A 24428-nucleotide genomic window follows, 5' to 3' on the forward strand; every position below is an offset into this window, starting at 1 on the left:
GCAAGCCTCCCGACGACCCTAGGACCTGACTGCCCGTCAGATTAACGGTAATCTGACGACATGTCAGCGACCGCTCGGGCCGGAGGTGCGCGCAGCATGGCAGCAGCAGGATCGGCAGGCCTCAAGGACGCCACCGCCATCGTCGGCATCGGCCAGACGCCCTTCGCCAAGCGGCTCCCCGAGGACGAGCGCACCCTCGCCTGCCGTGCCGTGCTGGCCGCCCTCGACGACGCCGGGATCGCGCCCGGCGAGGTCGACGCCCTCGCCTCCTACACCATGGAGGAGACCGACGAGGTGGAGCTGGCGAAGTCCTGCGGCTTCGGCGACCTCACGTTCTTCAGCAAGGTCGGCTTCGGTGGCGGGGGTTCGTGCGCGACGGTCGCCCATCTCGCCGGGGCGATCGCCAGTGGGCAGGCGAGCGTCGGGGTGGCCTGGCGGTCGCGCAAGCGGGGCAGCGGGCCCCGGCCGTGGACCAACACGGCGGTCCAGCTCCCGACCCCGGCCCAGTGGACCCGGCCGTTCGGGCTGCTCCGGCCCGTCGACGAGATCGCCATGCTCGCCCGCCGCTATCTGCACGAGTACGGCGCCACCCGCGACCACCTCTTCAACGTCGCCCTGGCCTGCCGCAACCGCGCCAACCAGAACCCTGCCGCCATCATGTACGACCGGCCCCTGACCCGCGAGATGTACATGACGTCCCGCTGGATCAGCGAGCCGCTCTGCCTCTTCGACAACTGCCTGGAGACGGACGGGGCGCTGGCCTGTGTCGTCGTCTCCGCCGAGCGCGCCCGCGACTGCCGGAACCGGCCCGTCTACGTCCACTCCGCCGCCCAGTCGCTGCCCGCCCAGCACCACGGCATGGTCAACTACTGGAACGACGACCCCCTCACCGGCCCGGCCTGGAGCGCCGCCCGGCACCTGTGGAAGCACGCCGACCTGACCCCCGAGGACGTGGACGTCGCCCAGATCTACGACGCCTTCACGCCCCTGGTGCTCCTCTCCCTGGAGGGCTACGGCTTCTGCGGGCGCGGCGAGGGCGGGGCGTTCACCGAGGGCGGGGCCCTGGAGACCGGCGGACCGCTGCCCCTGAACACCGGCGGGGGCGGCCTGTCCGAGGCGTACGTCCACGGCTTCAACCTGATCACCGAAGGGGTGAAGCAGCTGCGCGGCACCAGCACCGCGCAGGTGCCGGGCGCCTCCACCTGCCTCGTCACCGCGGGTGAAGGGGTGCCGACCTCCGCCCTGCTGCTGAGGAGTTGAGATGCTGCGACCCGTCACCGACCCCGACGGCGCCCCCTTCTGGACGTACGCGGAACAGGGCGAGCTGCGCGTCCAGGCCTGCGCCGACTGCGGCGAGCTCCGCTTCCCGCCCCGTCCCTGCTGCCCGCACTGCCAGTCGTTCGCGACGGACTGGCGCCGCGTGTCCGGCCAGGGCCGTGTCTGGTCGTACGTGGTCGCCCATCCGCCGCTGCTGCCCGACTACGCGGCGCTGGCGCCCTACAACGTGGTCGTCGTCGAGCTGGACGAGGCGCCGCGCATCCGGCTCGTCGGCAATCTGGTCGCGGAGCCGGGCGCGGCGATCGGCTCCCTGCCCGCCGACCGGCTGCGGATCGGCGCCCGGGTGCGGGTCGTCTTCGACGACGGTCTCCCCCGGTGGGTCCTGGAGCGGTCATGAGCGGTGTGCTCGTCACGTCCGACGAGGACAGCGGGGTCGCCGTCGTCACCCTGAACCGGCCCGAGCGGCACAACGCCGTCGACCTGGCCATGGCCCGCGAACTCGCCGTGGTGTGGCGGCGGTTGCGGTTCGACGACTCCGTGCGGGCCATCGTCCTGACCGGGGCCGGCGAGCGTGCCTTCTGCACGGGCATCGACCGGGACGCGGTCGTGCCGCAGCCGAACTCGCCCTACGCGCAGGACGATCCGCTGCTCGGTGTCGGGCCCAAGGCGAACGACCTGTGGAAGCCGGTCGTGGCCGCCGTGCGCGGGATGGCCTGCGGGGGCGCCTTCTACCTGCTCGGCGAGGCGGAGTTCGTCGTCGCCGACACCACCGCCTCCTTCTTCGACCCGCACACCACCTACGGCATGGTCAGCGCCTACGAGTCCGTCCTCATGGCGCAGCGCATGCCGTACGGGGAGGTCGCGCGGATGGCGTTGCTGGGGACGGCGGAGCGGATCTCGGCGCGCCGGGCGTACGAGGTGGGGCTGGTGTCGGAACTCGTCGCGGAGGGCGAGGCCCTGGCGGCGGCGACCGCCTGCGCCGCCGTCGTCGCCGGGTATCCGACTGAGGCCGTGCAGGGAACCGTGCGGGCGCTGTGGGCCGCGAGCGAGGCGGGGCGGGCCCAGGGGGTCGCGCAGGCGCCGCATCTCATCGCGCTCGGGAACGCGCAAGCGGGGGAACAGGCCCGGCTGTTCGCGGGGCGTCGGCGGGAGTACCGGTTGCGTTAGGGAATGGTTTCCGTCTACACGCGTATGCTCGACGCGTGGTTGAGCATCGGATGATCGACGTGAACGGCATTCAGCTGCACATCGCGGAGCAGGGCGAGGGCCCGCTCGTGGTGCTGCTGCACGGCTTCCCGGAGTCCTGGCACTCCTGGCGGCACCAGTTCGGACCGCTGGCCGAGGCCGGCTTCCGGGTGGTCGCGCCGGACCAGCGCGGCTACGGCGGCAGCGATCACCCGGAGGACGTGGCCGACTACAGCATCCTCCACCTGGTGGGGGACGTGGTCGGGCTGATCCACGCGCTGGGCGAGGAGCGGGCGTTCGTCGTCGGGCACGACTGGGGAGCGCCGGTGGCCTGGCACACCGCGCTGCTGCGGCCGGACGTGGTGCGCGGGGTGGCCGGGCTGAGCGTGCCACCGCCGTTCCGGGGCGGTCGGCCGCCGCTGGAGACCATGCGGGAGCGGTTCGGGGGGCGCTTCTACTGGAACTACTTCGAGCAGCCGGGCGTCGCCGAGGCCGAGTTCGAGGCCGACACCCGCACCACCCTGCGCAAGCTGCTGTACTCCGCCTCCGGTGACGCCCCGGGCGCCGGGCGCCCCGAGCAGGCCCTGGCCGACCTGGAGCGCGGCTGGCTCGCGGACGCGCCGGACCCCGAGGTGCTGCCCGCGTGGCTCACCGAGGAGGACCTCGACCGGCTCACCGAGAGCTTCGCGCCGGGCTTCACCGGCGCCCTCAACTGGTACCGCAACCTGGACCGCAACTGGGCGCTGACCGCCCCCTGGCAGGGCGCGGTGGTGTCCCCGCCCGCGCTGTACGTGTACGGCGACCGGGACCTCGTACCCGCCTTCCCCGGCACGCCCGAACTGATCGAGAAGCTGCCCGAGTTGATGCCGAACCTGCGCCGGAAGCCGCTCGTGCTGCCGGGCTGCGGCCACTGGACGCAGCAGGAGCGGCCCGACGAGGTGAACGAGGCACTGCTCGGCTTCCTCGGGGAGCTGCGGGACTGACGTACGGCCGCCCTGGCGACCGGCGCGCACCCGGCGCAGCGTCTTGGGTGAGAGCGGTGAACGGACCGCTCCCCCAAGCGGCGGCCGCCGTCCGGAGCCCCTTCCGTACGCCGTGCGACGGCCGTCCCCGGGCGGGTCAGGCGGTGCGTGCCGTGCCCGTGCCCTTCTCCGCGTCCAGCGCGTACACGCAGCGGTCCTTGCTGCACGCGTACACCACCCCGTCCCGGACGACCGGGGAGCCGGTGATCTCGCCGCCGGTGGCGAGCTTCCAGCGCAGCCGGCCGTCGTCGGCCTTCAGGGTGTAGAGCAGGTGGTCGGTGGAGCCGAAGTGGATGCGGCCCTCGGCCACCGAGGGGGCGCCGACGATGTCGCCGCCCGCCTGGAAGCGCCACTTGGGCGTGCCGGTGACCGCGTCCAGGGTGTAGAGGCCCTTGCCGCTGCCCACGTGGACGTGCCCGGCGGCGACCAGGACCGGCTCGACGGAGGCACGGGACTCCGTGGCGATGCGCCAGCGGTCACGGCCGTCGGTGGCGTCGAGGGCGTAGACCGTGCCGAGGTAGTCGGCCAGGTAGATGCCGCCGCCGGTGACGGCCGGGCCCGGGACGAAGGTGGGCGGGGAGAGGAACACGGCCGGGGCCTCGAAGTGCCACTTCACGTGCCCGGCCGCCACGTCCAGGGCGAGGACGCGGGTGCCGGCGCAGACGTACACGTACCCGTCGGTCGCCGGGGCGATCCGCACCGGGACGCCGCCGCAGGAGGCCGCGTCGCCGATCGGGTACGACCAGCGCTCGTCGCCGGTGCGGGCGTCCAGGGCGCGCAGCCGGGCGTCCTGCCACACGTAGACCGTGCCGTCGTGCAGGGCGGGTCCGGCCTCGGGGGACTCGAAGTCGGTCTGGCAGCCGGTGATCTCCCAGAGCTTCTGGCCGCCGGAGGCCTCCCAGCCCTGGACTCCGCCGCCCCGGGTGCCGGTGACGACGGTGCCGCGGCCGGCCTTGAGCGAGTAGACCCAGGCGTCCGTCTGCAGGCGCCACAGGTCGGCGCCCTCGCGGGCGTCCAGGGCGAACAGGGTGGGGCCGTCGGAGGCGTGGATCCGGCCGTCCGAGACGGCCATGGACCAGGCGACGTCCCGGGTCTTGAAGCGGCGCCGGCCGGTGGCCACGTCCAGGGCGTGCACCTCGAAGGAGGTGACGTAGACGAGGTCGTCGGCGACGGCGGGGGTGCCCCAGACGTCGTTGGACATGCGGAAGCGCCAAGGGCGCCAGCCGCCGGGCTGCTCGGGCGGCGCGGCCGGGGCCGGGGGCGCGGCTACGGCCGGGCCGACGGCGGGGTCGGTGCCGTTGACGCCGGGGCGGGGCTTGGACCAGGAGGCGGCGAGGGCGGCCTCCGGAGGGGGCGCCTTGACCGCGGCGGCGCGGACGTCGGCGACGCGCGGGCCCGGGCCGATGGGCACCTGGGCGCCGCCAGCCGTACGGGGCCGGTGTCGGGGCCGCCGACGGGGCGGGCACCGGCGCGGGCGCGGGGACGACGGGTCGTGCGAGGGCGGGGGCGGATCGGCGCGGGGCCCGGGCGGGCGGCCGCCGCCGCTGCGGCCCGCACCGGCGGCGGGCTTGCCGGCCGGGCGGCCGTTGCGGCGGACTCGATCAGGGCCACCGCCCGCTCGGGCAGCCACGCGGAGGCCGTGCCGCTGTCGTCCGAGCCGGAGCCGAAGAGGTGCGGGGCCAGCTGTGCCTGGAGGTCGGCCGGGTTGGGGCGGGCCGTGGGGTCCATCTGCATGCAGGACTCGATGAGCGGGCGCAGCTCGTCCGGGAGCCCTTCGAGGTCCGGGCCCTCGCGCAGCAGCATGAAGACCGTCTCGACCGGGTTGGCGCCGTGGAAGGGCGGGTGGCCGGTGGCGGCGAAGACCAGCATGGAGCCGAGCGAGAAGACGTCGCTCGCGCCGGTGACGCTGCGGGAGTCCTTGGCCTGCTCGGGGGACATGTAGGCGGGCGTGCCGACAGCCACGTTCGTCATCGTCAAACGCGTGTTCGAAACGCCGGATGCGATACCGAAGTCGATCACCCGGGGGCCGTCCTCGACGACCAGGACGTTCGACGGCTTCAGGTCCCGGTGCACCAGACCGGCCCCGTGGATCGACTGGAGCGCCTCGGCCACGCCCGCCGCGAGCCAACGCACCGCCTGGGCCGGCAGCGGCCCGCAGTCGTTCACTATCTCTTCCAGGGAGGGCGCGGGAACGTACGCGGTGGCCAGCCACGGCACGGCGGCACGCGGGTCGGCGTCCACGACGGCGGCCGTGTAGAAGCCGGAGACGGCCCGGGCCGCCTCCACCTCACGCGTGAAGCGGACCCGGAACAGCTGGTCCTCGGCCAGCTCCGTCCGGACGGTCTTGATCGCCACGCGCCGGCCGGACGCCGAGCGCGCGAGATAGACCAGCCCCATGCCGCCGGCACCCAGCCGTCCCAGCACCTCGAACGGCCCGATCCGCCGCGGATCGTGCTGCGTCAGCTGATCCACCACTCTGCCTGCCACCTCCCCGTACGAGCCGCGCCAAGCCACATGTTCCACGCGACCCCGTGCAGCGTCTCACCACCGCACCGCCATGGCGGCACGCACCCCGATTCTTCCTGGCCGGAGCCCTGGTGGCGAACCCGGTGACCATTGGGGTGTCTCGCCCTATAGAGGGACAAAAGATGACCATAGGGTGCCTGCTCAGCGGTGCAGCAGCGCGAACGACGCCCCCTGATCGTCGGTGACGACGGCGACCGTGCCGTACGAGGTCTCGAAGGGCGGGGCCTGGATCCGGCCGCCGAGCCGGGTGACGTCCTCCAGCGCGGCCGGTACGTCCGCGACGGCGAAGTGGACGAGGAAGTGGGGTGGCATCTCGGCCGGGAAGACGTCGGAGACCGGGGCGCGGCCGAAGTCGGGCTCGGCCTCGGGGCCGAACAGGGCCTCCTGGAAGAGATCGCCGTAGAAGGCGTTGGCCGCCTCGGTGTCCCGGGCGTACAGCTGCGCCCAGGCGAAGGTCCCCGGCTCGTGCCGCTTTCCGAAGCCGGGGTGCCCGCCCGGCTGCCACAGGGCGAAGACGGCCCCCTCGGGGTCGGTGACGAGCGCGGTGACGCCCAGGTCGCCGGCCGGCACCGGCGCCGAGACGAGCTGCCCGCCGGCCGCCCGGATCCGCCGGGCCAGGGCCAGGGCGTCCGGGGTGGCGAAGTACACCGTCCACACGGTGGGCAGCCGGCCGTCCATCTTGCGGACCAGCGCGGCCACGGGTTCGCCGTCCTTCAGCGCCCGCGTGAAGGGGCCGAACCAGTCCTCGAAGGTCCACCCGAAGAGTTCGCCGTAGAACCGCTTGCCCGCCGCCACGTCGGGAAGCTGCGCGTCCACCCAGCAGGGGACGCCCTCTGCGTACACCGATGCCCTGTTTTCGGCCATGTCGCCAACGTAACCGTGAAGGCCGCACCCCGCAGACCAGGCACACCAGCCCCCGCACTCCCTTACACCCCATTTGCAGTCGGCCGAATCGCGCCCCGATCACGCCTCGGTAAGCTGACGGCATGACAGGACAAGTGCGTACCGTCGACGGCCGCGTGGCCGGCCGGCGTGGGCAGGCGACCCGGCAGAAGCTGCTCGACTGCCTCAGCGAGATGCTCAGCTCCTCCCCGTACCGGGACGTCAAGGTCATCGATGTCGCCCGGAAGGCGGGCACTTCGCCCGCGACCTTCTACCAGTACTTCCCGGACGTCGAGGGCGCCGTCCTGGAGATCGCCGAGCAAATGGCGACCGAGGGCGCGTCGTTGACCGAGCTGCTGGAGGGCCGCTCCTGGGCCGGTAAGGCCGGCTGGCAGACGGCGCAGGAACTCGTCGACGGGTTCCTGGAGTTCTGGCGCAAGAACGACGCGATCCTCCGGGTCGTGGATCTCGGCGCGGCCGAGGGCGACAAGCGCTTCTACAAGCTCCGCATGAAGATCCTCAACTCGGTGAACAACTCCCTCGCGGACGCCGTCGCCGAGCTCCAGGCCAAGGGCCGGGTCGACAAGGACGTGAACCCGGCGGCGGTCGCCGGTTCGCTGGTCGCGATGCTCGCGGCGGTCGCCTCGCACCAGAAGGGCTTCTCCTCCTGGGGCGTGAAGCAGGCCGAACTGAAGCCGAACCTCGCGCTGTTGGTGCACCTGGGCGTCACCGGCAGAAAGCCGACGAAGTAGCCGCTCGCGACGGCCTTCTCCCTTACCCAAGTCCTGTCTGGCAGGCGGTGGTCCACCCGGGTGGACTGCCGCCTGTCGCTTTTCACCGCCGCTTTCACCGCTGCTTGTACCGCCGCTTTCACCGCCGCGCGAGCCGGAACACCCTGATCTCCCGCTCCACCCGGGCCTGGTACGCCGCGTACGGCGGCCAGAACGCCAGCACCGCCTGCCAGGCCGCCGCCCGCTCCTCACCCTCCAGGAGCCGGGCCGTGACGGGGATGTCCCGGCCCTTCCAGTTGATCTCGGCCTCCGGGTGGGCGAGCAGGTTGTGGCTCCAGGCGGGGTGCCCCGGCCGCCCGAAGTTGGAGCCGACCAGGATCCAGCCGCGCCCGCCGTCCTCCGGCACGCAGGCCAGCGGCGTACGACGTGGCTGCCCGCTCCTCGCCCCGGTCGAGGTCAGCACCACGCCCGGCAGGAGCCGCGCGCTGAGCAGCACCTTTCCGCGGGTGAGCCGGTGCACGGCCCGGTCCAGGGCCGGGACGACGTACGGCGCCACCCGTGCGAAACCCCGGGTGGAGGACACCTTCTGCACGATCCGCGCGCCCCTCATCGGCCGGCCTCCTCGAAGACGTGCGCCACGTCGGCGGCGTGCGCCCGCAGCCGGTGCACCGGCCCGAGGAGCAGTTCGTCGCCCGCGGCGCGCTTGAAGTACAGGTGGGCCTCGTGTTCCCAGGTGAAACCGATGCCGCCGTGCGACTGGATCCCCTCGGCGGCGGCCTCGCGCAGGGCCTGGAGCGCCTGGGCCAGGGCCGTACCGCCGACCGCCTCGCCCTGGGCGGTGGCCCAGGCCGCGTAGTACGCCGCCGAGCGGGCCGTCTGCACCTGGACGTAGACGTCGGCCAGCCGGTGCTTGACCGCCTGGAAGGAGCCGACCGGCCGCCCGAACTGCTCGCGCTGCCGCACGTACTCCACGGTCCGCTCCAGCACCCGGTCGGCGGCCCCCACGGCCTCGGCGGCGAGACAGGCGGCGGCGGTGTCGCCGAGCCGGGCGAGCGCGGCGGGCACGTCGTCACCGTCCCGGCCCAGCAACTCGGCTTCCACATCACGGAGTTGAATCCGGGCCTGCGGCCGGGTGGCGTCCAGCGCGGTCCGCCGTACGCGGGTGAGGCCGGCCGCGTCACCGGGGACGAGGAAGAGCAGGACACGGGACCGGGCGAATCCGCCGGCGTGCGCGGCGACCACGAGGATCCCGGCGCTGTGCCCGTCGAGGACCTGGTCGGCCTGCCCGTACAGCCGCCAGCCGCCCGCCGTCCGCCGGGCCTGCACGCCCCCGGCCCGTCCGCCGCCCGCCCAGCCCCCGCCCGGGTCGCGGCCGGTGAGCGCGAGGGCGGTGGCGAGGGCGGGTCCCGGTACGGCGAGGGCGGCGGTCAGCGCGCCGGAGGCGATGCGCGGGAGCAGGGCGGCCCGCTGGGCGCCGGTGCCGAGGGCGAGCAGCAGCGGGGCGGCAAGGACGGCCGTGGCGAGCAGCGGGGAGGGGGCGAGCACCCGGCCCGTCTCCTCACAGGCCAGCGCCAGCTCCGTCACCGAGCAGCCGACACCGCCGTAGGTCTCGGGCAGGGCCAGGCCGGGCAGGCCGAGCTGTTCGGCGAGGGCGGTCCACAGGGCCGGGTCGTGTCCGGCCGGGGTGTCGACGGCGGCCCGCAGCTCTGCGGGTCCGCACCGCTTGCGGAGCAGGTCGCGCAGGGTGCGGCGGATCTCGTCCTGTTCGGCGGTGAAGCGGACGTCCATGGCCACCTCCGTATCTGACGGTGCGTCATATTAGGGCGGAGAGGCGGGGATGCCCAGAGCCCTGCCCCTCCCCCCGACGGCGTTACCTGATGTACCGTCAGATTCATGGTGGCCCGGAGGAAGGTGGCCGTCGTCGGCGTGGCCCTCTCGGACTGCGGCCGTGTGGACGACGCGACCCCGTACGCCCTGCACGCCCAGGCGGCCCGCCGCGCCCTGGCCGACGCGGGCCTGGACCGGTCGATGGTCGACGGCTTCGCCTCGGCGGGCCTGGGCACGCTCGCCCCCGTCGAGGTCGCCGAGTACCTGGGACTGCGCCCCACCTGGGTCGACTCCACCTCGGTCGGCGGCGCCACCTGGGAGGTCATGGCGGCCCACGCGGCGGACGCCATCGCGGCCGGGCACGCGCGCGTGGTGCTGCTCGCCTACGGCTCCACGGCCCGGGCGGACATCAGGGCCGGCCGCCGCACCGGAACGCTGTCCTTCGGCACACGCGGCCCCCTGCAGTTCGAAGTCCCCTACGGCCACACCTTGATCGCCAAGTACGCCATGGCCGCCCGCCGCCACATGATCGAGTACGGCACGACGATCGAGCAGCTCGCGGAGGTGGCGGTACAGGCCCGGGCCAACGCCGCCCTGAACCCGGAGGCGATGTTCCGGGACCCGATCACGGTGGACGACGTGGCGAGCGGCCCCATGATCGCCGACCCCTTCACCAAGCTGCACTGCTGCCTCCGCTCCGACGGCGGGGCGGCGGTGCTGCTGGCGGCGGAGGAGTACGTACGGGACTGCCGTACCTCGCCGGTGTGGGTGCTGGGGAGCGGGGAGTCCGTCTCCCACGCGGCGATGTCCGAGTGGCCCGACTTCACGGTGTCGCCGGCGGCGGTGAGCGGACGGCTGGCGTTCGCCCGGGCGGGAGTGCGGCCGTCGGAGGTCGACTTCGCGGAGATCTACGACGCCTTCACCTACATGACCCTGGTGACGCTGGAGGACCTCGGCTTCTGCGGGAAGGGCGAGGGCGGGATCTTCGTGGAGAAGGGCCGGATGCGGGTCGAGGGCGGCGCGCTGCCGGTGAACACCGACGGGGGCGGGCTGTCGGCCCAGCACCCCGGGATGCGGGGGCTGTTCCTGCTGGTGGAGGCGGTGCGGCAGCTGCGCGGGGAGTGCGGACAGCGGCAGGTGCGGCGGAGGGGCGGCGCGCTGCCACGGCTGGCCGTCGCGTCCGGCACGGGGGGCTGGTTCTGCTCGTCGGGGACGGTGGTGCTGGCGGCGGGGTGAGGCGCTTCTGCGGACAAACCGGCACATACCTTCACCGGTCGCAGCCGGCCGGGAGATGGGCCCAGGGGAGAAAGCACAAGATCGGCAGGGGCTTCCGGTTCGGGCGGCGGACGGGGACCCTGGTGCGGCGGCCCCCTGGTCCGGGCCGCATCCCCCCTGCGCGAAGGAGCCCCGCCATGCACGGCTGGTACGTGGACGACCGTTGCTTCAACTGCGACGCGGCCCGGCAACTGGCGCCCGAGCTGATCATCGAACGGGAGGGACGGTCGCGGATCCTGCGGCAGCCCGAGGACGCGGCGGAGGAACGGCGGTTACACGCGGCCGCGTTCGCCTGCCCCACCCGCTCGATCCGCCCGGCGTCGGGCCGCCCCGACCCGTCGCTGGACCCGTTCCCGATGCCCCTGGACGACGGCGTGCTGCTGTGCGGCCACAACTCCGCCCACACGGCCGGAGCCAACTCCTACCTGCTCCCGCGCCCGTCCGGCACCGCCATGATGATCGACACCCCGCGCTGGAGCCGCGACCTCGCGGCACGGTACGAGGCGGCCGGCGGCCCCGTCACCGACGTCCTGCTCACCCACCGCGACCACGCCGCGCACGGCCGCCGCTACGCGGACCACTTCGGCGCCCGGCTGTGGATCCACGAAGGCGACCTGGACGCCGCGCCGGACGCCGACCGGGTGCTGCGCGGGCTGGAACCGCTGGAGATCGGCGAGGGCGTCACCGCGTATCCGCTGCCCGGCCACACCCGGGGCTCCGTGCTCTACCTGGCGGACGACCGGTACTGCTTCAGCGGCGACAGCTTCTACTGGTCGCGCACGACCGGCGACCTGGAAGTGGCGGAGAGCGTGACCTGGCACTCCGTCGAGGAACTGGCCCGCTCCCTGGCCCGGGTCGCCGGGCAACTGCGCTTCGAGTGGCTGCTGCCGGGCCACGGCGACCGGCGCCGCCTGCCCGTGGACGAGATGTCCGGACGACTGCGGTCCCTGGCGGAACGGACCCGGCGGCTGCGGCCGCGGCCGGTCGACTTCACGGCGGTCCGCTGGTGAACGCGCACGAGGCCGGGGAACACCCGGCCCCGGCAAGGGCGTTGTGATGCTCCGCAACCCGACCGCCCCGTTCGAAGGAGACCCGGAATGGCCCTGACCCGCGAAGAGCGTGAACAGTTCCTGGCCGAGCCGCACATCGCCGCGCTCGCGGTCGACGCGGGGCCGGGCCGGGCGCCGCTCACGGTGCCGATCTGGTACCAGTACGAGCCCGGCGGCGACATCTGGATCATGACCGGGCTCGACTCCCGCAAGTACGAGCTGATCAAAGCGGCGGGCCGGTTCTCCCTGATGGTGGACCGGGTGGAGCCGACGATCCGGTACGTGTCCGTGGAGGGCCCGGTGGTCGACACGAGCCCCGCGACCCTCGAACAGCTCCGCGAGCTCTCGGCGCGCTACCTGCCGGCCGAGAAGGTCGACGGCTACGTGGACTTCTCCTGGAAAAACCACGGTGAGCAACTGGTGCTGCGCATGCGGCCGGAGCGGTGGGTGTCGTCGGACCTCGGGCAGGTGTGAGCCCGGGGCGTCCCCGCCACCGGTGACAATCGGGGCATGGCAACCGATCTCCACGAGCTGCTGAGGTCACTGCGGGTCTGGGACCCGCAGACCACGCACCTCCCGCCTTTCGACCCGGCCACCGCCCCCGCCGCTCCCCTGCCCCTCTTCACCGAGTGGTTCGCGGCGGCGGTGGCGGCCGGGCAGACCGAGCCGCACACCATGTCCCTGGCGACCTCGAACGCGTCGGGGCTGCCCGACGTACGGATCGTGATGCTGCACGGCGCGGACGAGGCGGGCTGGTCCTTCGCGTCCCACGCGGGCAGCCGCAAGGGCCGTCACCTCGCCGCCCGCCCGTACGCCGCGCTCGGCTTCTACTGGCCGGTGCTGGGCCGCCAGGTCCGGGTGCGCGGCCCCGTCTCGGCCGCGCCCTCCGAGGAGTCCCAGGGCGACCTCCACGCCCGCTCGACGGGTGCGCTGGCGGCGGCGCTGACCGGGAGGCAGAGCGAGGTCCTGGAGTCGCTGGACGACCTGGCCCGGGCCTCGCAGTCGGCGTGGGAGCGGGCGGCGCGCGAGCCGGGGACGCCGGTGCCGTCCTGGACGCTGTACCGGCTGCGGGCCGAGGAGGTGGAGTTCTTCCAGGGCGACGAGCGCCGACGGCACGTCCGGCTGCGCTACCGGCGGGAGGGGGAGGAGGACTGGTCGCGGGAGCTGCTGTGGCCATGAGGGCGTCGGCGTACGCGACGCCGACTTCGGGACTACGCCTTTGGTGCCGTCGCGGCTGGGCCCGCAGGCCGATCCGACGGTCCCCTGACGCCGGTTAGCGTCACGGCATGCGAATCGGATTACTGGGCACCGGACATGTCGCCCGCGCACTGGCCCAGGGCTGGAGCGCGGCCGGACACGACGTACTTCTCGGTTCCCGCCGGCCCGCGGAGCGGACCGGCCTGGGCCTGCCCGTGGCGGGCCTGAGCGAGACGGCGGCACACGCCGAGGTGCTGGTCAACGCCACGCCGGGCAACGTCTCCCTGGAACTGCTCCGCTCCCTCGGGGCACCGGCGCTGACCGGCACCGTGCTCATCGACGTGGGCGTCGGCCTCTCCGACGACTACACCGAGCTCTCCCACCCCAACAGCAGCCTGGCCGAACAGATCCAGGAGGCCTTCCCGGGGACCCCCGTCGTCAAGACGCTGTGCACCATGGACTCGACCGCGATGATCGCCCCGGGCAGTCTGGACGGTCCGAGCACCGTCTTCCTCTCCGGCGACGACGCCGAGGCCAAACGCACCGTCGGCCGGCTGCTCACCGACCTCGGCTGGCCCGAGTCGTCCCAGCTGGACATCGGCGGCATCACCACCGCACGCGGCCAGGAGCACTTCGCCCTGCTCTTCATGGGCATCGCGAACGGCCTGGGGTCCCACACGTTCAACATCAAGGTCGTCCCCCGAACCGCCGCCTGACGCCTGACGCCTGACGCCTACGAGAAGTCGTACACCGTGAACTCCGCGACCGGCCGGTACCCGATCCGCTGGTACAGGCCGTTGCTGGTCGGGTTCGCCAGGTCCGTGAAGAGGACCACTTCTTTCGCCCCGGCGGCACGGGCGGCGCGGCTGACCTCGGCCGTCACGGCACCGGCGTAGCCCCGGCCGCGGAAGTGGGGCGGGGTGTAGACCGCGGCGACGCGCACCTGGCCGGCGACCCGGGGGCTGGTGCCGGCCATGGCGACGGGGGTGCCGTCGGGGGTCTCCCAGAAGGTGATGCCGCCGCTCTCGATCCGGGCGTCCGCCCACTCGGCGGAGTCCCGTACCGTGCCCAGGCCGACGGCCGCGCTGAACTCGTCGTGCCAGCGGATGAGTTGCTCGCGGTCCGACTCACCGGCGACACGTGGCCCGCCGGGCGGCACGGGCCCGGGCGCGGCCAGGGCGCCGAGCCGGTAGAGGCGTTGCCGCTGCCGGAGCGTCGCGGTGACGCCCGTGTGCCGCCGCCAGGCTTCGGTGAAGGCGGCGGCGGTGGCGTCGTCGGCGTTCACGCCGGGCAGCCGCTGTCCGAGGGCGGCCAGTCGCGCGGCGAGGGCGTCGGCGTCCTCGGCGGTGAGGGCGGTGAGGTTCAGCCAGTGCGGCGGCGTGCGGAAGAAGGCCGCCTCGACGAGGCCGTCCCGGTCCAGCACGCCGAACTCCGGCGGCCCGTCGCCGTAGACGCGCGGCCCGTGCCTGCGCAGCGTCTCCGTGACGGTCAACGGCACGGTGTGCAACGCCGGCCGGGAGCGGAGGAAGGCGCCCGCGCGGGCAAGGAAGTCGTCGAGGTCTCGGGTGAAGTGCCAACTGCCGGTGTCCATGCCTCATCCTGCCGCCGGCCCTGGGCCCGGCACCCGGGGTTTTCCGACATGGCACAGCCGTTCAGGGATACGCCGGCTCCGGATCCGTCGACAGCCGGGCGTGCAGGTGGGCGTCCCGGAACGCGTCGTGCCGGTCTTCCTGGAAGATCGCCCCGCGCAGGGTGCCCTCGTAGGGGAAGCCGCAGCGCTCCGCGATCCGGCACGACACGTCGTGGCCGACCGCGTGGTCCAGCTCCAGGCGGTGCAGGCCCAGTTCGGTGAAGGCCCAGCGGGCGGCGAGCAGGAGGGCCCGGGTGGCGACGCCCTGGCCGCGGGCCTCGGGGAGCACCCAGTAGCCGACGCGGGCGACCTTCAGGTGGTACTTGATCTCGTTGACGCCGATGTGGCCCAGGGGCGTGTCGCTGCGCGCGTCGGCGATCCGGAACGACAGCGACGTGCCCTCCGCGGCACTCTGCTCCCGCGCGAGGAGCGACTCCCGGGCGCTCCTGCGGTCGTCGACCGGCCGCAGCGGGGTGTTCCAGCGGCGGAACTCCGGGTCCCGCAGGCCGCGCAGCCAGGTGTCGACGTCGGAGCCGGACCCGGCGTCCCAGGGGCGCAGGCGCAGACCGTGGCCGTGGAGTTCCGCGGAAGGGCCGGTGAGGGAGTGGTCACGTATGGGGGCCATGGGGTCATTCAAGCGCGTGGGGCTGTGCGGTTCACGTGCCCGTCGTCCCCGGTACGGTCCGGAAGACCGGGATCCCTTCCCGGAACGCCACCTCCAGTTCGGCCCCGGCCGACAGGTCCCCCGCCCCCACCACTTCCGTCATCATCCGCGGCCCCTCGGCCAGGTCCACCACGGCGGCGACGTACGGCGTGCGGTCCGTGAAGGGCGGCAGGTCGTTGCGGTGGACGACGGACCACGTGTAGAGCGTGGCCCGGCCGCTCGCCGTCTCCCAGGTGACGTCCTCGCTCCAGCAGTGCGGGCAGAACTCGCGCGGGTAGTGGTGGGCCCGGCCGCAGGCCCGGCAGCGGCGGATCAGCAGTCTGCCCTCGGCGGCCGCGTCCCAGTACGTCCGGGTGAACGGGTCGGTCTCGGGCAGGTCGTGGCGGCCGGTCATCAGAACAGTCCCCCGGTCATCAGAACAGTCCCAGCGCGCTGTCCAGCGACCACGTCTGCCAGGACATCCCGAACAGCCCGACCACCGACATCAGCGCCATCATCGAGTTCTGCCCCTGCTCGGCGACGTCGTGGATCATGAGCGTGAAGTAGAGGGCGTTGAGCAGGAACCCCCCGGCCAGTGCGACCGGGGTCAGGAACCCGGTGATCAGGCCGAGCCCGAGCGCGAGTTCCGCGTAGACGACGACGTACGCCATCACGCGCGGGCGCGGCGCGACGGCCACCCGGAAGCCCGAACGGACCGCGCTCCAGCGGTGCTCGGCGGCGATCCCGGCCGCCCACGCGATGCCCGTACCGCGTTCGAACCAGGCCGTGCGGTCCTTGTGCCGCCAGCTCTCCAGCCACCACAGCCCGAGCCCGATCCGCAGCACGGCCAGCCATTCCGCCCCGGTGAGCCAGATCGAGTCCATGGGTGCTCCCGCGCGCCGCCCGACATCGGATCTGACGGTACGTCAGATGTGAGCGGCGCAACAAGACCCGGGGTCGGCCGCGGGTGGCCCCGGGTCAGGAATGATCACCGGCTCGCCACAACCGGGCCCGCTACGCCACCATCCCCGCCCCCTCCCCCTACAGCCGTGATCAATCCGAAACCAATTCCGGTCTTGACCGAGACCCATCAATCGGGGGCGTGATTACGCTCCCGCTCATGGCCGACTCCACTCCCCCCACACACTCCTCCGCGCACACCTCACCCGACCGCCCCGTCTACGTCATCGGCGGCGGCCCCGGCGGACTCGCCGCCGCGTACGCGCTGCGCGCCCGGGGCGTACGGGCCGTCGTCCTGGAGAAGTCCGACCGTGTCGGGGCGTCCTGGCGCCGCCACTACGACCGGCTGCACCTGCACACCACCCGCCGCCTGTCGGCCCTGCCGGGCCTGCCGATGCCGCGCCGGTTCGGGCGGTGGGTGTCCCGGGACGACGTCGTGCGGTACCTGGAGAAGTACGCCGAGCACCACCGCCTGGAGATCGTCACCGGCGTCGAGGTGTCCCGCGTCGAGCGCGCCCCCGACGGCACGGGCTGGCTGCTGCACGCCACCGGCGGCCGTGAGCTGACCGGCGCCGCGGTGGTCGTGGCGACCGGCTACAACCACACGCCCCGCTTGCCGGACTGGCCCGGCCGCTCCGCCTTCACCGGGGAGTTCCTGCACGCCGGCGAGTACCGCAACGGCAAGCCCTACGCCGGCCGGGACGTCCTCGTCGTCGGCGTGGGCAACACCGGTGCCGAGATCGCCGTGGACCTGGTGGAGAACGGCGCCTCCCGGGTCCGGCTGGCCGTGCGTACCGTCCCGCACATCGTGCGCCGCTCGACCGCCGGCTGGGCGGCCCAGTACAGCGGCATCCTCGTCCGCCGGCTGCCGGTCGGCCTCGTCGACCGCCTCAGCCGGGCGCAGGCCAGGGTGGCCCTGCCCGACCTGTCGGCCCACGGGCTGCCGCGCCCCGACACGGGCCTGTACACCAGGGTCAAGCAGGGGGCGATCCCGGTGCAGGACGTCGGCCTGATCGACGCCGTGCGCAAGGGCAGGGTGGAGATCGTGGCCGCCGTCGACGGCTTCGAGGACGGCGGCAAGATCCTCCTCGCCGACGGCACCCGGATCTCCCCGGACACCGTGATCGCCGCCACCGGCTACGTCCGCGCCCTGGAGGGCCTGGTCGGCCACCTCGGCGTGCTCGACGCCCGCGGCAGGCCCGTCGCCCACGGCGCCCGCAGCCCGCAGACCGCCCCCGGCCTGTACTTCACCGGCTTCACCAACCCCATCAGCGGCAATCTCCGCGAGCTGGCGATCGACGCGGTACGGATCGCGAAGGCCGTCGCCCGGGACGACTCGGGCAGGGTGTCCCGGCTCCCGGGCCAGCCCGTCCGACGCGCCCGGCGTTCGCTGTCGCCCTCGTCACGGGAACAAGGGGCGCCACGATCTCCCGGACCAGCGGCAACTTCGCCCGCTCCCGGCCATTCCTGACGTGCTGCCCGTTCGGATAATCTGACAGAGCGTCAGTTGACGGCTGTCTCACAGGAGCGGGCGGAGCGATGCTTGGATCGACCCACGGCACTCTCACCACCGACTCCCGCCGCGCCCGGGCCATCGCCTGCGGCGAGCGGTCCGGGCCCGCCGTGCACGGCAGGCCGGCCCAGGTGGGCGACCTCGACGTCAGCGGGCGCCCGCTGCACGCCGACGTCCCCGATCTGGACCGCTTCTTCCGCCCCCACTCCGTCGCCGTGATCGGCGCCTCGGACGCCGAGGGGCGGCCCAACAGCGGCATCACCCGGCAACTCGCCGACTGGGCCCAGCGGGTCGGGGCCCGGCTGCACCCCGTGCACCCGAGCCGGCCGGCCGTCTTCGGCATCCCCTGCGTTCCTTCCGTGGCCGACCTGCCCGAGCGGGTCGACCTGGCCGTCGTGCTCGTCGGTGATCCCCTGCCGGTGGTCGAGGAACTGGCCCAGGCCGAGGCGCGGTTCGCCGTCGTCTTCGCCTCCGGGTTCGCCGAGACCGGCCCGGCGGGGGAGGCCGCCCAGCGGCGACTGGCCGCCGCCGTCGAACGGTCCGGGCTGCGGCTGCTGGGGCCCAACACCAACCTCAACGCCTTCGAGCGGTTCCGCGACGACCTCGAAGGGCCCGCGATCGCGCTGATCACCCAGTCCGGCCACCAGGGCCGCCCCGTCTTCGCCCTGCAGGAACTCGGCATCCGCCTCTCCCACTGGGCGCCCACCGGCAACGAGGCCGACCTGGAGACCGCCGACTTCCTCTCCTACTTCGCCGAGCAGCCCGAGGTCGGCGCCATCGCCTGCTACATGGAAGGGCTGAAGGACGGCCGCTCCTTCCTGCTCGCCGCCGACCGGGCCGCCCGGCGCGGCGTGCCGGTCGTCGCGGTCAAGGTCGGCCGCACCGAGACCGGCGCCCGCACGGCCGCCTCCCACACCGGCAAGCTGACCGGCGCGGACGCGGTGGTGGACGCGGCGTTCCGGCAGTTCGGCGTGATCCGCGTCGACGGCCTCGACGAACTCCAGGACACGGCGGCCCTGCTGGCCCGGGCGCAGCCGCCGCGCGCCGACGGCGTCGTCGTCTACTCGATCTCGGGCGGCACGGGCGCGCACGTCGCCGACCTGGCGACCGAGGCGGGCCTGCGGCTGCCCGTGCTGTCCGAGGCCAGGCAGGCCGAGCTGCACCAGTGGATACCCGAGTACCTGAGCGTCGCCAACCCGGTGGACAACGGCGGGCATCCGGTCGGGGACGAGCGCGGACGGAAGATCATCGACACGCTCCTCGACGACCCCGAGGTGGGCGTGCTCATCTGCCCGATCACCGGCCCGTTCCCGCCGCTCAGCGACCGGCTCGTCCGGGACCTGGCCGACGCGGCCGAGCGGACGGACAAGCTGGTGTGCGTGGTGTGGGGCTCGCCGGTCGGCACCGAGCCCGCCTACCGCGAGGTGCTGCTCGGCTCCTCGCGCGTGGCCACCTTCCGCACGGTCGGCAACTGCCTCACAGCCGTCCGTGCCCACCTCGCCCACCACCGCTTCACGACCGGCTACCGCTCCCCCTTCGACGAGGCCCCGCGCACCCCCTCGCCGTCCTACCGCAAGGCGCAGGCACTCCTGCGGCCCGGACAGCAGCTGAGCGAGCACGCGGCGAAGCAGCTGCTGCGGGCGTACGGCATCCGCGTGCCGCGCGAGCAGTTGGTGACCAGCGCGGCGGCGGCCGTGCGCGCGGCCGGGCTCGTGGGCTACCCGGTCGTCATGAAGGCCTCGGGCGCCCGGATCGCCCACAAGACCGAGCTGGGCCTGGTGAAGATCGGACTGACCTCGGCCAGCCAGGTCCGCGACGCCTACCGGGAGCTGACCGACATCGCCCGCTACGAGGGCGTCTCGCTGGACGGCGTCCTCGTCTGCCAGATGGTCGAGCAGGGCGTCGAGATGGTCGTCGGAGTCACCCACGACGAGCTGTTCGGCCCGACCGTGACCGTCGGGCTCGGCGGCGTCCTGGTCGAGGTGCTGCGCGACACCGCCGTAGGAGTGCCGCCCTTCGGGGAGGAGCAGGCGCGGGACATGCTCGCCGGGCTGCGCGGGCGGGCCCTGCTCGACGGGGTCCGGGGGCGGCCGCCGGCGGACCGGGACGCGCTCGTCGAGGTCGTCCTGCGCGTGCAGCGCATGGCGCTGGAACTCGGCGACCGGCTCGCGGAGCTGGACATCAACCCGCTGATGGTGCTGCCGCGGGGGCAGGGCGCGGTGGCGCTGGACGCGCTGGCGGTGTGCGGCTGATGACGCGGCCCGAGGTGTCCTCCGAAGTGCCCTCCGAGGTGCTGCACACCACCGGCGGTCGCGTCCTCACCGTCACCCTCAACCGGCCCGAGGCCCTCAACGCGCTCACCCCGGACCAGCGCGAACGCCTCATCCAGCTGCTGTCCGGCGCCTCCGCCGACCCCGCCGTACGCGCCGTCGTCCTCACGGGCACGGGCCGCGGTTTCTGCGCGGGCGCGGACCTGCGGGGCACAAGTGCCGGGACGGGCGCCGGGACAGGCGAGCGGATCGCCGGGGATGTCGCACGTACTCTGCGCACCGGCGCCCAGCGGCTGATCGCCGCCGTGCTGGACTGCGAGAAGCCGGTGATCGCGGCGGTCAACGGCACGGCGGCCGGGCTCGGCGCGCACCTCGCGTTCGCCTGCGACCTGGTCCTCGCGGCCGAGTCCGCCCGCTTCATCGAGGTGTTCGCACGGCGCGGCCTGGTCCCCGACGCGGGCGGCGCCTACCTGCTCCCCCGCCTGGTCGGCCCGCAGCGCGCCAAGGAGCTGATGTTCTTCGGCGACGCGCTCACCGCGGCCGACGCCGAGCGCATGGGGTTGGTGAACCGTGTCGTCCCGGACGAGGACCTGGACGACACGGCCCGTGCCTGGGCGGCCCGCCTCGCCACCGGCCCGACCCGCGCCCTCGCCCTCACCAAACAGCTGGTCAACGCCTCCCTCGACACCGACCGCGGCACCGCCTTCGCCGCCGAGGCCGCCGCGCAGGAGATCAACATGACGACCGCGGACGCGCGGGAGGGCGTACGGAGCTTCGTGGAGCGGCGGAGCCCGGTGTTCGGAGGCCACTGACCCTTCCCATCTGATGGTCCGTCAGAAACAATGGCCGGTGTGATGGGACAAGCAGGGATGGCCGAAGCCGCCGTCCGCTACCTCAGGTCGGTCCGCACCACCGCCCAGGAGCCCGTCGAGCCGCTGCCGCGCCCCGAGTTGCGGTGCGTCGGCGACGACGAGCGCGCACCCCTGGACCCGCGTGAGTTCCGCCGCGTCCTCGGGACCTTCCCGACGGGCGTCGCGGTGATCACCGCACCCCCCGCCACCACCGCCGGCTCTCCGGCCGGCTCCCCCGCCACCTCCCCCGCCGGCTTCGCCTGCCAGTCCTTCACCTCCCTCTCCCTCGACCCGCCCCTGGTCGCCTTCATGGTCGGCCGCACCTCGACGACCTGGCCGCGCATCGCCCGGGCCGGCGCCTTCTGCGTCAACGTCCTGGCCGCGCACCAGGCCGAACTGTGCCGGGCCTTCGCGGTGAGCGGCGCGGACAAGTTCGCGGGCGTGGCGTACGACGCGGCGCCGGTGTCGGGCTCACCGCGCCTGTCGGGTGCCGTCGCCTGGATCGACTGCGCGATCCACGCCGTCCACACCGGCGGCGACCACCTGATCGTGGTCGGCCGGGTGAACGCCCTCGGCACGGGCGACGACGATCCGGACGGACCGCTGCTCTTCCACCGAGGGCGCTTCACACGGCTGACCGACTGACCCGGTCAGACGACGGCCAGCCGCCACAGGGACGTCACTTCGGCGGCCCGCACGGCACGCAACGGATCGTCGGAGCCCCGCACGCCATCCCGCACGCGCGGATGCCGCGGACGCGTGTCCATCCGGTCGACCACCCGCAGCCCCGCCGCCTCGACGGCGGTGAGCAGCGCCTCCCGACTGCGCAACCCGAGCCGCTCGGCCAGGTCGGACAGCACGAGCCAGCCCTCACCGCCGGGTTCCAGCCGTCCGGCGAGCCCGTCGAGGAAGCCGCGGAGCATGCCGCCGCCCGCGTCGTAGACGCCCAGGTCGAGATCGGAGGCGGGCCGGCCGGGGATCCAGGGCGGGTTGCAGACGACGAGCCGGGCACGCCCTTCCGGATACAGGCCGGGCCCGGTGACGCGGACCGTCCGGCCCAGCCCCAACCGCCGTACGTTGTCCGCAGCACAGGCCCGCGCCCGCGCGCTGACGTCCGTCGCCACGACCCGCTCCACCCCCCGCCGGGCCAGCACGGCGGCGAGCACGCCGGTGCCCGTCCCCAGGTCGAACGCCGTACGCACGCCACCGCCACCCGGCATCGGCGCCCGGGCGACCAGATCGACGTACTCACTCCTCGTGGGGGCGAACACCCCGTAGTGCGGGTGGATCCGCGCCTCCAAGGCCGGGACGTGCACGCCCTTCTCCCGCCACTGCCGGGCACTGACCACCCCCAGCAGCTCCGTGAGCGCGACGGCGACAGGCCCGTCGGCCACCCCGTACGCCTCGTCACACGCCCGCCGCACATCGGGCGCCCGGCGCAGGGCCAGGGTGTGGTCCTCCAGCAGGACGATCAACTTGCCGAGCACGCGGGCGCGGTGGGCACGGTACCGACGTTGCAGACGGAAGGTCTCGGCCGGAGTCCGCGCCGCACCGGGCGCGCCACGACCGACACGACGGTCCATCGCCCGCAGTAACTGCCGGGCATTGTGGAAATCCCCGCGCCACAACAGCGCGGTGCCCTCACAGGCCAGACGGAAGGCGACGTCGGCCCGCATCCGGTCATCGGCGACGACGACCCGGCGGGGCAGGGGCAGCCCGGACTCAGAGTGCCAGCGGGCGGTACAGGGTCGAGCCTCGACCCAGTGGATCGTGGACACGGCAGACTCCTCGGAAGGCCGAACGTGGACGAACGCGCGAAGTCACGACGACGACGTCACCGAGGACCATGCCGAGTGTCATCAACGAACCTTTCAAGGCAGCGAAGCAGCTGAGCCCAGGGGGGACCCCCTGGGCTCAGCATAGGCCGAACCCACACCGCTCCGTCATCGGCTCCTTCGGCTCAGGACGGCACCGCAGGGCATCTGGTGCCCCGTGGTGGGACCCGCAGGTCGGTGAGGTAGCTGTCCACGGCGTGCTCCATGCACGGGCCGCTGGTGACGCTGCCGTGTCCATGGCCCTCGTAGGTGAGGAGCACACCGCTGCGGCCGAGCTGGCGGGCCACCGAGACCGCCCACGGGTAGCCGGTGGCGGGGTCGTGCAGCGCGTTGGACAGCAGGATCGGCGGGGCGCCCGGTGCGTCCAGGCGGTGCTGCGGGTTGGCGGTCGGCGCGCCCAGGCACGCCGCCACCATGTGGATCGGCAGCAGGTGAGGCAGGTCGGGCGCGGCCCTGTTCATCATGGCGACGAGCGAGGCGTACTCCTGGTGGTCGCGCACGGGCAGGTGCCAGTCCGAGCAGAAGACCGGGGTGGCCGGGGGCAGCGGCGCCGGGGAGGTGGGCGACGCGGGCAGCGGCTCGCTCGCGTCCATCCCCGCGATCGCCGTGGCCAGGCCCGCGTGGTCGGCGCCGTAGAGCTTCCGGAACGCGATCTTGTTGACCAGGTCCGAAGACGACAGCGGGGTGCCCGGCTTCGCCGGGTCCGCCAGCCCGCCGCGCCCGGCCCGGGCCAACAGGCCCTGCCAGACGGTGCGGACGTCCCGGCCGTGCAGCGCGCAGTCCGCGGCGCGGTCGCACCACTTCACGAACTCCCGGAACGAGTCCCCTGCCGTGGCCGCCGCGGACCGCAGGAAGTCACGGCTGGTCGGGACGCTGTGGTCCATGACGCTCTCCAGCACCATCGCGCGCACGCGGCGCGGGTACGTCTCGGCGTACTGCGCGCCGAGCAGTGTGCCGTACGAGCTGCCGTGGAAGGTCAGTTGCCGCTCGCCCAGGGCGGCCCGGAGGGCATCCAGGTCCCGGACCGTCTGGCCGGTGTCCAGGTGGTCGAACACCGGGCCGGTACGGGCCCGGCAGTCCGCTCGGAGCCGCCTGTTGTACGCCATGGTGGCGTCGAAGTCCGCCTGGCTGTTCAACTGCGGTGACGGCCGCTCGGCAAGCAGGTCGCGGGAGCAGGTCACCGGGTTGCTGCCGCCCACGCCGCGCGGGTCGAAGCTGACGACGTCGAAGCTGCGGCGGACTTCGGGGCTGAAGCGGCTGATCCAGCGCGTCACCCTCTCCACCCCCGAGTCGCCCGGCCCGCCGGGGCCGAACACCATCGCGCCGACGCGCGCGCCGGGGTCGGTGGCCTTGCGGCGGGCCACGGCCAGGCCGAGTCTCGGCCCGGCCGGGCGGGCCCAGTCGACCGGCACCGAAAGAGTGGCGCACTCGGCTCCCGGCTCTGCCGACCCGGCACACGGTGCCCACCGCAGGGCCCCGGTGGCGGACGGCGCCGCGTGAGCGGCGGGAGCGGCGGGAGCGGCGGCGAGGCCGGTGACGGCGGCAGTGGTGGTCCCCACGGCCGTAGTGGTCCCCACAGCCGAGGCAGCACCCACGGCCGTGCCAGTCCCCATGACCATGACGGTTCCCACAGCCATGGCCGTGCCGCGCGCGGCGATGCGCCGCAGCGCGGATCTACCCCCTAACGGCATGGATCCTCCTCCTGCAGAGAGCGGTTGTGTCAGGCGTACGGACCCGGCCGGGGGCACCGTCGT

General features: G+C 73.7%; 23 protein-coding genes and 1 pseudogene. 14 read left to right on the forward strand and 10 right to left on the reverse strand.

Annotated features, from left to right (window positions below):
• Positions 1–96: 96 nt before the first annotated feature.
• Genes C1703_RS16955 through C1703_RS16970 form a run of 4 tightly spaced genes read left to right on the forward strand, consistent with a single transcriptional unit; the run spans position 97 to position 3446 of the window.
• A complete protein-coding gene (locus C1703_RS16955; protein WP_114253667.1) occupies positions 97–1260 on the forward strand; it encodes a lipid-transfer protein in 1164 nt (387 codons plus the stop codon).
• 1 nt (position 1261) lies between these two features.
• Positions 1262–1675, forward strand: coding sequence for an OB-fold domain-containing protein (locus C1703_RS16960; RefSeq protein WP_114253668.1), 414 nt, complete (start codon positions 1262–1264; stop codon positions 1673–1675).
• Positions 1672–2445 (forward strand): enoyl-CoA hydratase/isomerase family protein, encoded by a 774-nt coding sequence (locus tag C1703_RS16965; protein ID WP_114253669.1) that lies wholly within the window; start codon positions 1672–1674, stop codon positions 2443–2445. Before C1703_RS16960 ends, C1703_RS16965 begins: the two co-directional genes overlap by 4 nt.
• A 50-nt stretch (positions 2446–2495) precedes the next feature.
• Positions 2496–3446 (forward strand): alpha/beta hydrolase, encoded by a 951-nt coding sequence (locus C1703_RS16970; RefSeq protein ID WP_114253670.1) that lies wholly within the window; start codon positions 2496–2498, stop codon positions 3444–3446.
• Between the two features lie 136 nt (positions 3447–3582).
• Here C1703_RS16970 and C1703_RS16975 read toward each other — a convergent pair.
• Both C1703_RS16975 and C1703_RS16985 read right to left on the reverse strand, forming a co-directional pair.
• Positions 3583–5960, reverse strand: a pseudogene (locus C1703_RS16975) (serine/threonine-protein kinase).
• 192 nt (positions 5961–6152) lie between these two features.
• Complete coding sequence (locus C1703_RS16985; RefSeq protein ID WP_198678194.1) at positions 6153–6875, reverse strand: VOC family protein; 723 nt, start codon at positions 6873–6875, stop codon at positions 6153–6155.
• Between the two features lie 122 nt (positions 6876–6997).
• Here C1703_RS16985 and C1703_RS16990 point away from each other — a divergent pair, with 122 nt between their 5' ends.
• The gene (locus C1703_RS16990) at positions 6998–7645 is read left to right on the forward strand and encodes a TetR family transcriptional regulator (protein WP_232840509.1); all 648 of its coding nucleotides are present in this window, start codon (positions 6998–7000) and stop codon (positions 7643–7645) included.
• 118 nt (positions 7646–7763) lie between these two features.
• Here the strand turns inward: C1703_RS16990 and C1703_RS16995 are convergent, their stop codons facing one another.
• Together C1703_RS16995 and C1703_RS17000 are read right to left on the reverse strand one after the other, a co-directional pair.
• Positions 7764–8234: a nitroreductase family deazaflavin-dependent oxidoreductase gene (locus tag C1703_RS16995; RefSeq protein ID WP_114253673.1), complete on the reverse strand. Its 471-nt coding sequence runs from the start codon at positions 8232–8234 to the stop codon at positions 7764–7766.
• On the reverse strand, positions 8231–9412 hold the full coding sequence (locus C1703_RS17000; RefSeq protein ID WP_114253674.1) for an acyl-CoA dehydrogenase family protein: 1182 nt from the start codon (positions 9410–9412) through the stop codon (positions 8231–8233). Before C1703_RS17000 ends, C1703_RS16995 begins: the two co-directional genes overlap by 4 nt.
• Before the next feature lie 105 nt (positions 9413–9517).
• On the opposite strand from C1703_RS17000, the gene C1703_RS17005 reads away from it, so the two are divergent.
• From C1703_RS17005 to C1703_RS17025, 5 genes are all read left to right on the forward strand, one after another.
• Positions 9518–10687, forward strand: coding sequence for an acetyl-CoA acetyltransferase (locus C1703_RS17005; protein ID WP_114253675.1), 1170 nt, complete (start codon positions 9518–9520; stop codon positions 10685–10687).
• Positions 10688–10863: 176 nt separating this feature from the next.
• A complete protein-coding gene (locus tag C1703_RS17010; RefSeq protein WP_114253676.1) occupies positions 10864–11736 on the forward strand; it encodes an MBL fold metallo-hydrolase in 873 nt (290 codons plus the stop codon).
• A gap of 87 nt (positions 11737–11823) precedes the next feature.
• Positions 11824–12249, forward strand: coding sequence for a pyridoxamine 5'-phosphate oxidase family protein (locus C1703_RS17015; RefSeq protein WP_114253677.1), 426 nt, complete (start codon positions 11824–11826; stop codon positions 12247–12249).
• Between the two features lie 36 nt (positions 12250–12285).
• A complete protein-coding gene (locus C1703_RS17020) occupies positions 12286–12954 on the forward strand; it encodes a pyridoxal 5'-phosphate synthase (RefSeq protein WP_114253678.1) in 669 nt (222 codons plus the stop codon).
• Between the two features lie 107 nt (positions 12955–13061).
• Positions 13062–13688 (forward strand): NAD(P)-binding domain-containing protein, encoded by a 627-nt coding sequence (locus tag C1703_RS17025; protein WP_114253679.1) that lies wholly within the window; start codon positions 13062–13064, stop codon positions 13686–13688.
• A gap of 17 nt (positions 13689–13705) precedes the next feature.
• Here the strand turns inward: C1703_RS17025 and C1703_RS17030 are convergent, their stop codons facing one another.
• From C1703_RS17030 to C1703_RS17045, 4 genes are all read right to left on the reverse strand, one after another.
• Positions 13706–14563 (reverse strand): GNAT family N-acetyltransferase, encoded by an 858-nt coding sequence (locus tag C1703_RS17030; protein WP_114253680.1) that lies wholly within the window; start codon positions 14561–14563, stop codon positions 13706–13708.
• Positions 14564–14624: 61 nt separating this feature from the next.
• Positions 14625–15227 carry a GNAT family N-acetyltransferase gene (locus C1703_RS17035; RefSeq protein ID WP_114253681.1) on the reverse strand — a complete coding sequence of 201 codons (603 nt, stop codon included), beginning with the start codon at positions 15225–15227 and terminating at the stop codon, positions 14625–14627.
• Between the two features lie 31 nt (positions 15228–15258).
• Positions 15259–15660, reverse strand: coding sequence for a Zn-ribbon domain-containing OB-fold protein (locus C1703_RS17040; RefSeq protein ID WP_114253682.1), 402 nt, complete (start codon positions 15658–15660; stop codon positions 15259–15261).
• A 19-nt stretch (positions 15661–15679) separates the two neighbouring features.
• Positions 15680–16129: a DoxX family protein gene (locus C1703_RS17045; RefSeq protein WP_114253683.1), complete on the reverse strand. Its 450-nt coding sequence runs from the start codon at positions 16127–16129 to the stop codon at positions 15680–15682.
• Between the two features lie 236 nt (positions 16130–16365).
• Here C1703_RS17045 and C1703_RS17050 point away from each other — a divergent pair, with 236 nt between their 5' ends.
• The 4 genes from C1703_RS17050 to C1703_RS17065 all read left to right on the forward strand — a co-directional run bounded on the left by C1703_RS17050 (position 16366) and on the right by C1703_RS17065 (position 21484).
• The gene (locus C1703_RS17050) at positions 16366–17676 is read left to right on the forward strand and encodes an NAD(P)/FAD-dependent oxidoreductase (RefSeq protein WP_232840510.1); all 1311 of its coding nucleotides are present in this window, start codon (positions 16366–16368) and stop codon (positions 17674–17676) included.
• A 68-nt stretch (positions 17677–17744) separates the two neighbouring features.
• Positions 17745–19970: an acetate--CoA ligase family protein gene (locus C1703_RS17055; protein WP_114253684.1), complete on the forward strand. Its 2226-nt coding sequence runs from the start codon at positions 17745–17747 to the stop codon at positions 19968–19970.
• On the forward strand, positions 19970–20800 hold the full coding sequence (locus C1703_RS17060; RefSeq protein WP_198678195.1) for an enoyl-CoA hydratase-related protein: 831 nt from the start codon (positions 19970–19972) through the stop codon (positions 20798–20800). The genes C1703_RS17055 and C1703_RS17060 overlap by 1 nt, the downstream gene beginning before the upstream one ends.
• Before the next feature lie 42 nt (positions 20801–20842).
• Positions 20843–21484 (forward strand): flavin reductase family protein, encoded by a 642-nt coding sequence (locus C1703_RS17065; protein ID WP_232840511.1) that lies wholly within the window; start codon positions 20843–20845, stop codon positions 21482–21484.
• Between the two features lie 5 nt (positions 21485–21489).
• Here C1703_RS17065 and C1703_RS17070 read toward each other — a convergent pair whose 3' ends face one another.
• Both C1703_RS17070 and C1703_RS17075 read right to left on the reverse strand, forming a co-directional pair.
• Complete coding sequence (locus tag C1703_RS17070) at positions 21490–22617, reverse strand: class I SAM-dependent methyltransferase (protein ID WP_114253686.1); 1128 nt, start codon at positions 22615–22617, stop codon at positions 21490–21492.
• 182 nt (positions 22618–22799) lie between these two features.
• Entirely contained in the window at positions 22800–24365 is a 1566-nt protein-coding gene (locus C1703_RS17075) for an alpha/beta hydrolase (protein WP_114253687.1), read from the reverse strand.
• Positions 24366–24428 lie beyond the last annotated feature (63 nt).

The sequence above is a fragment of the Streptomyces sp. Go-475 genome, assembly GCF_003330845.1.
In the GTDB taxonomy this organism is placed as follows: domain Bacteria; phylum Actinomycetota; class Actinomycetes; order Streptomycetales; family Streptomycetaceae; genus Streptomyces.

Bases quoted from the DNA above. Each gene is read 5' to 3' on its own strand.
- C1703_RS17035 (WP_114253681.1), bottom strand. From the start codon at position 15,227: ATGGCCCCCATACGTGACCACTCCCTCACCGGCCCTTCCGCGGAACTC.
- C1703_RS17025 (WP_114253679.1), top strand. From the start codon at position 13,062: ATGCGAATCGGATTACTGGGCACCGGACATGTCGCCCGCGCACTGGCC.
- C1703_RS17015 (WP_114253677.1), top strand. From the start codon at position 11,824: ATGGCCCTGACCCGCGAAGAGCGTGAACAGTTCCTGGCCGAGCCGCAC.
- C1703_RS16990 (WP_232840509.1), top strand. From the start codon at position 6,998: ATGACAGGACAAGTGCGTACCGTCGACGGCCGCGTGGCCGGCCGGCGT.
- C1703_RS16960 (WP_114253668.1), top strand. From the start codon at position 1,262: ATGCTGCGACCCGTCACCGACCCCGACGGCGCCCCCTTCTGGACGTAC.
- C1703_RS17075 (WP_114253687.1), bottom strand. From the start codon at position 24,365: ATGCCGTTAGGGGGTAGATCCGCGCTGCGGCGCATCGCCGCGCGCGGC.
- C1703_RS16970 (WP_114253670.1), top strand. From the start codon at position 2,496: ATGATCGACGTGAACGGCATTCAGCTGCACATCGCGGAGCAGGGCGAG.
- C1703_RS17045 (WP_114253683.1), bottom strand. From the start codon at position 16,129: ATGGACTCGATCTGGCTCACCGGGGCGGAATGGCTGGCCGTGCTGCGG.
- C1703_RS16965 (WP_114253669.1), top strand. From the start codon at position 1,672: ATGAGCGGTGTGCTCGTCACGTCCGACGAGGACAGCGGGGTCGCCGTC.
- C1703_RS17005 (WP_114253675.1), top strand. From the start codon at position 9,518: ATGGTGGCCCGGAGGAAGGTGGCCGTCGTCGGCGTGGCCCTCTCGGAC.
- C1703_RS17065 (WP_232840511.1), top strand. From the start codon at position 20,843: ATGGGACAAGCAGGGATGGCCGAAGCCGCCGTCCGCTACCTCAGGTCG.
- C1703_RS17030 (WP_114253680.1), bottom strand. From the start codon at position 14,563: ATGGACACCGGCAGTTGGCACTTCACCCGAGACCTCGACGACTTCCTT.
- C1703_RS16985 (WP_198678194.1), bottom strand. From the start codon at position 6,875: ATGGCCGAAAACAGGGCATCGGTGTACGCAGAGGGCGTCCCCTGCTGG.
- C1703_RS17060 (WP_198678195.1), top strand. From the start codon at position 19,970: ATGACGCGGCCCGAGGTGTCCTCCGAAGTGCCCTCCGAGGTGCTGCAC.
- C1703_RS17055 (WP_114253684.1), top strand. From the start codon at position 17,745: ATGCTTGGATCGACCCACGGCACTCTCACCACCGACTCCCGCCGCGCC.
- C1703_RS17000 (WP_114253674.1), bottom strand. From the start codon at position 9,412: ATGGACGTCCGCTTCACCGCCGAACAGGACGAGATCCGCCGCACCCTG.
- C1703_RS17010 (WP_114253676.1), top strand. From the start codon at position 10,864: ATGCACGGCTGGTACGTGGACGACCGTTGCTTCAACTGCGACGCGGCC.
- C1703_RS17050 (WP_232840510.1), top strand. From the start codon at position 16,366: ATGGCCGACTCCACTCCCCCCACACACTCCTCCGCGCACACCTCACCC.
- C1703_RS17040 (WP_114253682.1), bottom strand. From the start codon at position 15,660: ATGACCGGCCGCCACGACCTGCCCGAGACCGACCCGTTCACCCGGACG.
- C1703_RS17020 (WP_114253678.1), top strand. From the start codon at position 12,286: ATGGCAACCGATCTCCACGAGCTGCTGAGGTCACTGCGGGTCTGGGAC.
- C1703_RS16995 (WP_114253673.1), bottom strand. From the start codon at position 8,234: ATGAGGGGCGCGCGGATCGTGCAGAAGGTGTCCTCCACCCGGGGTTTC.
- C1703_RS16955 (WP_114253667.1), top strand. From the start codon at position 97: ATGGCAGCAGCAGGATCGGCAGGCCTCAAGGACGCCACCGCCATCGTC.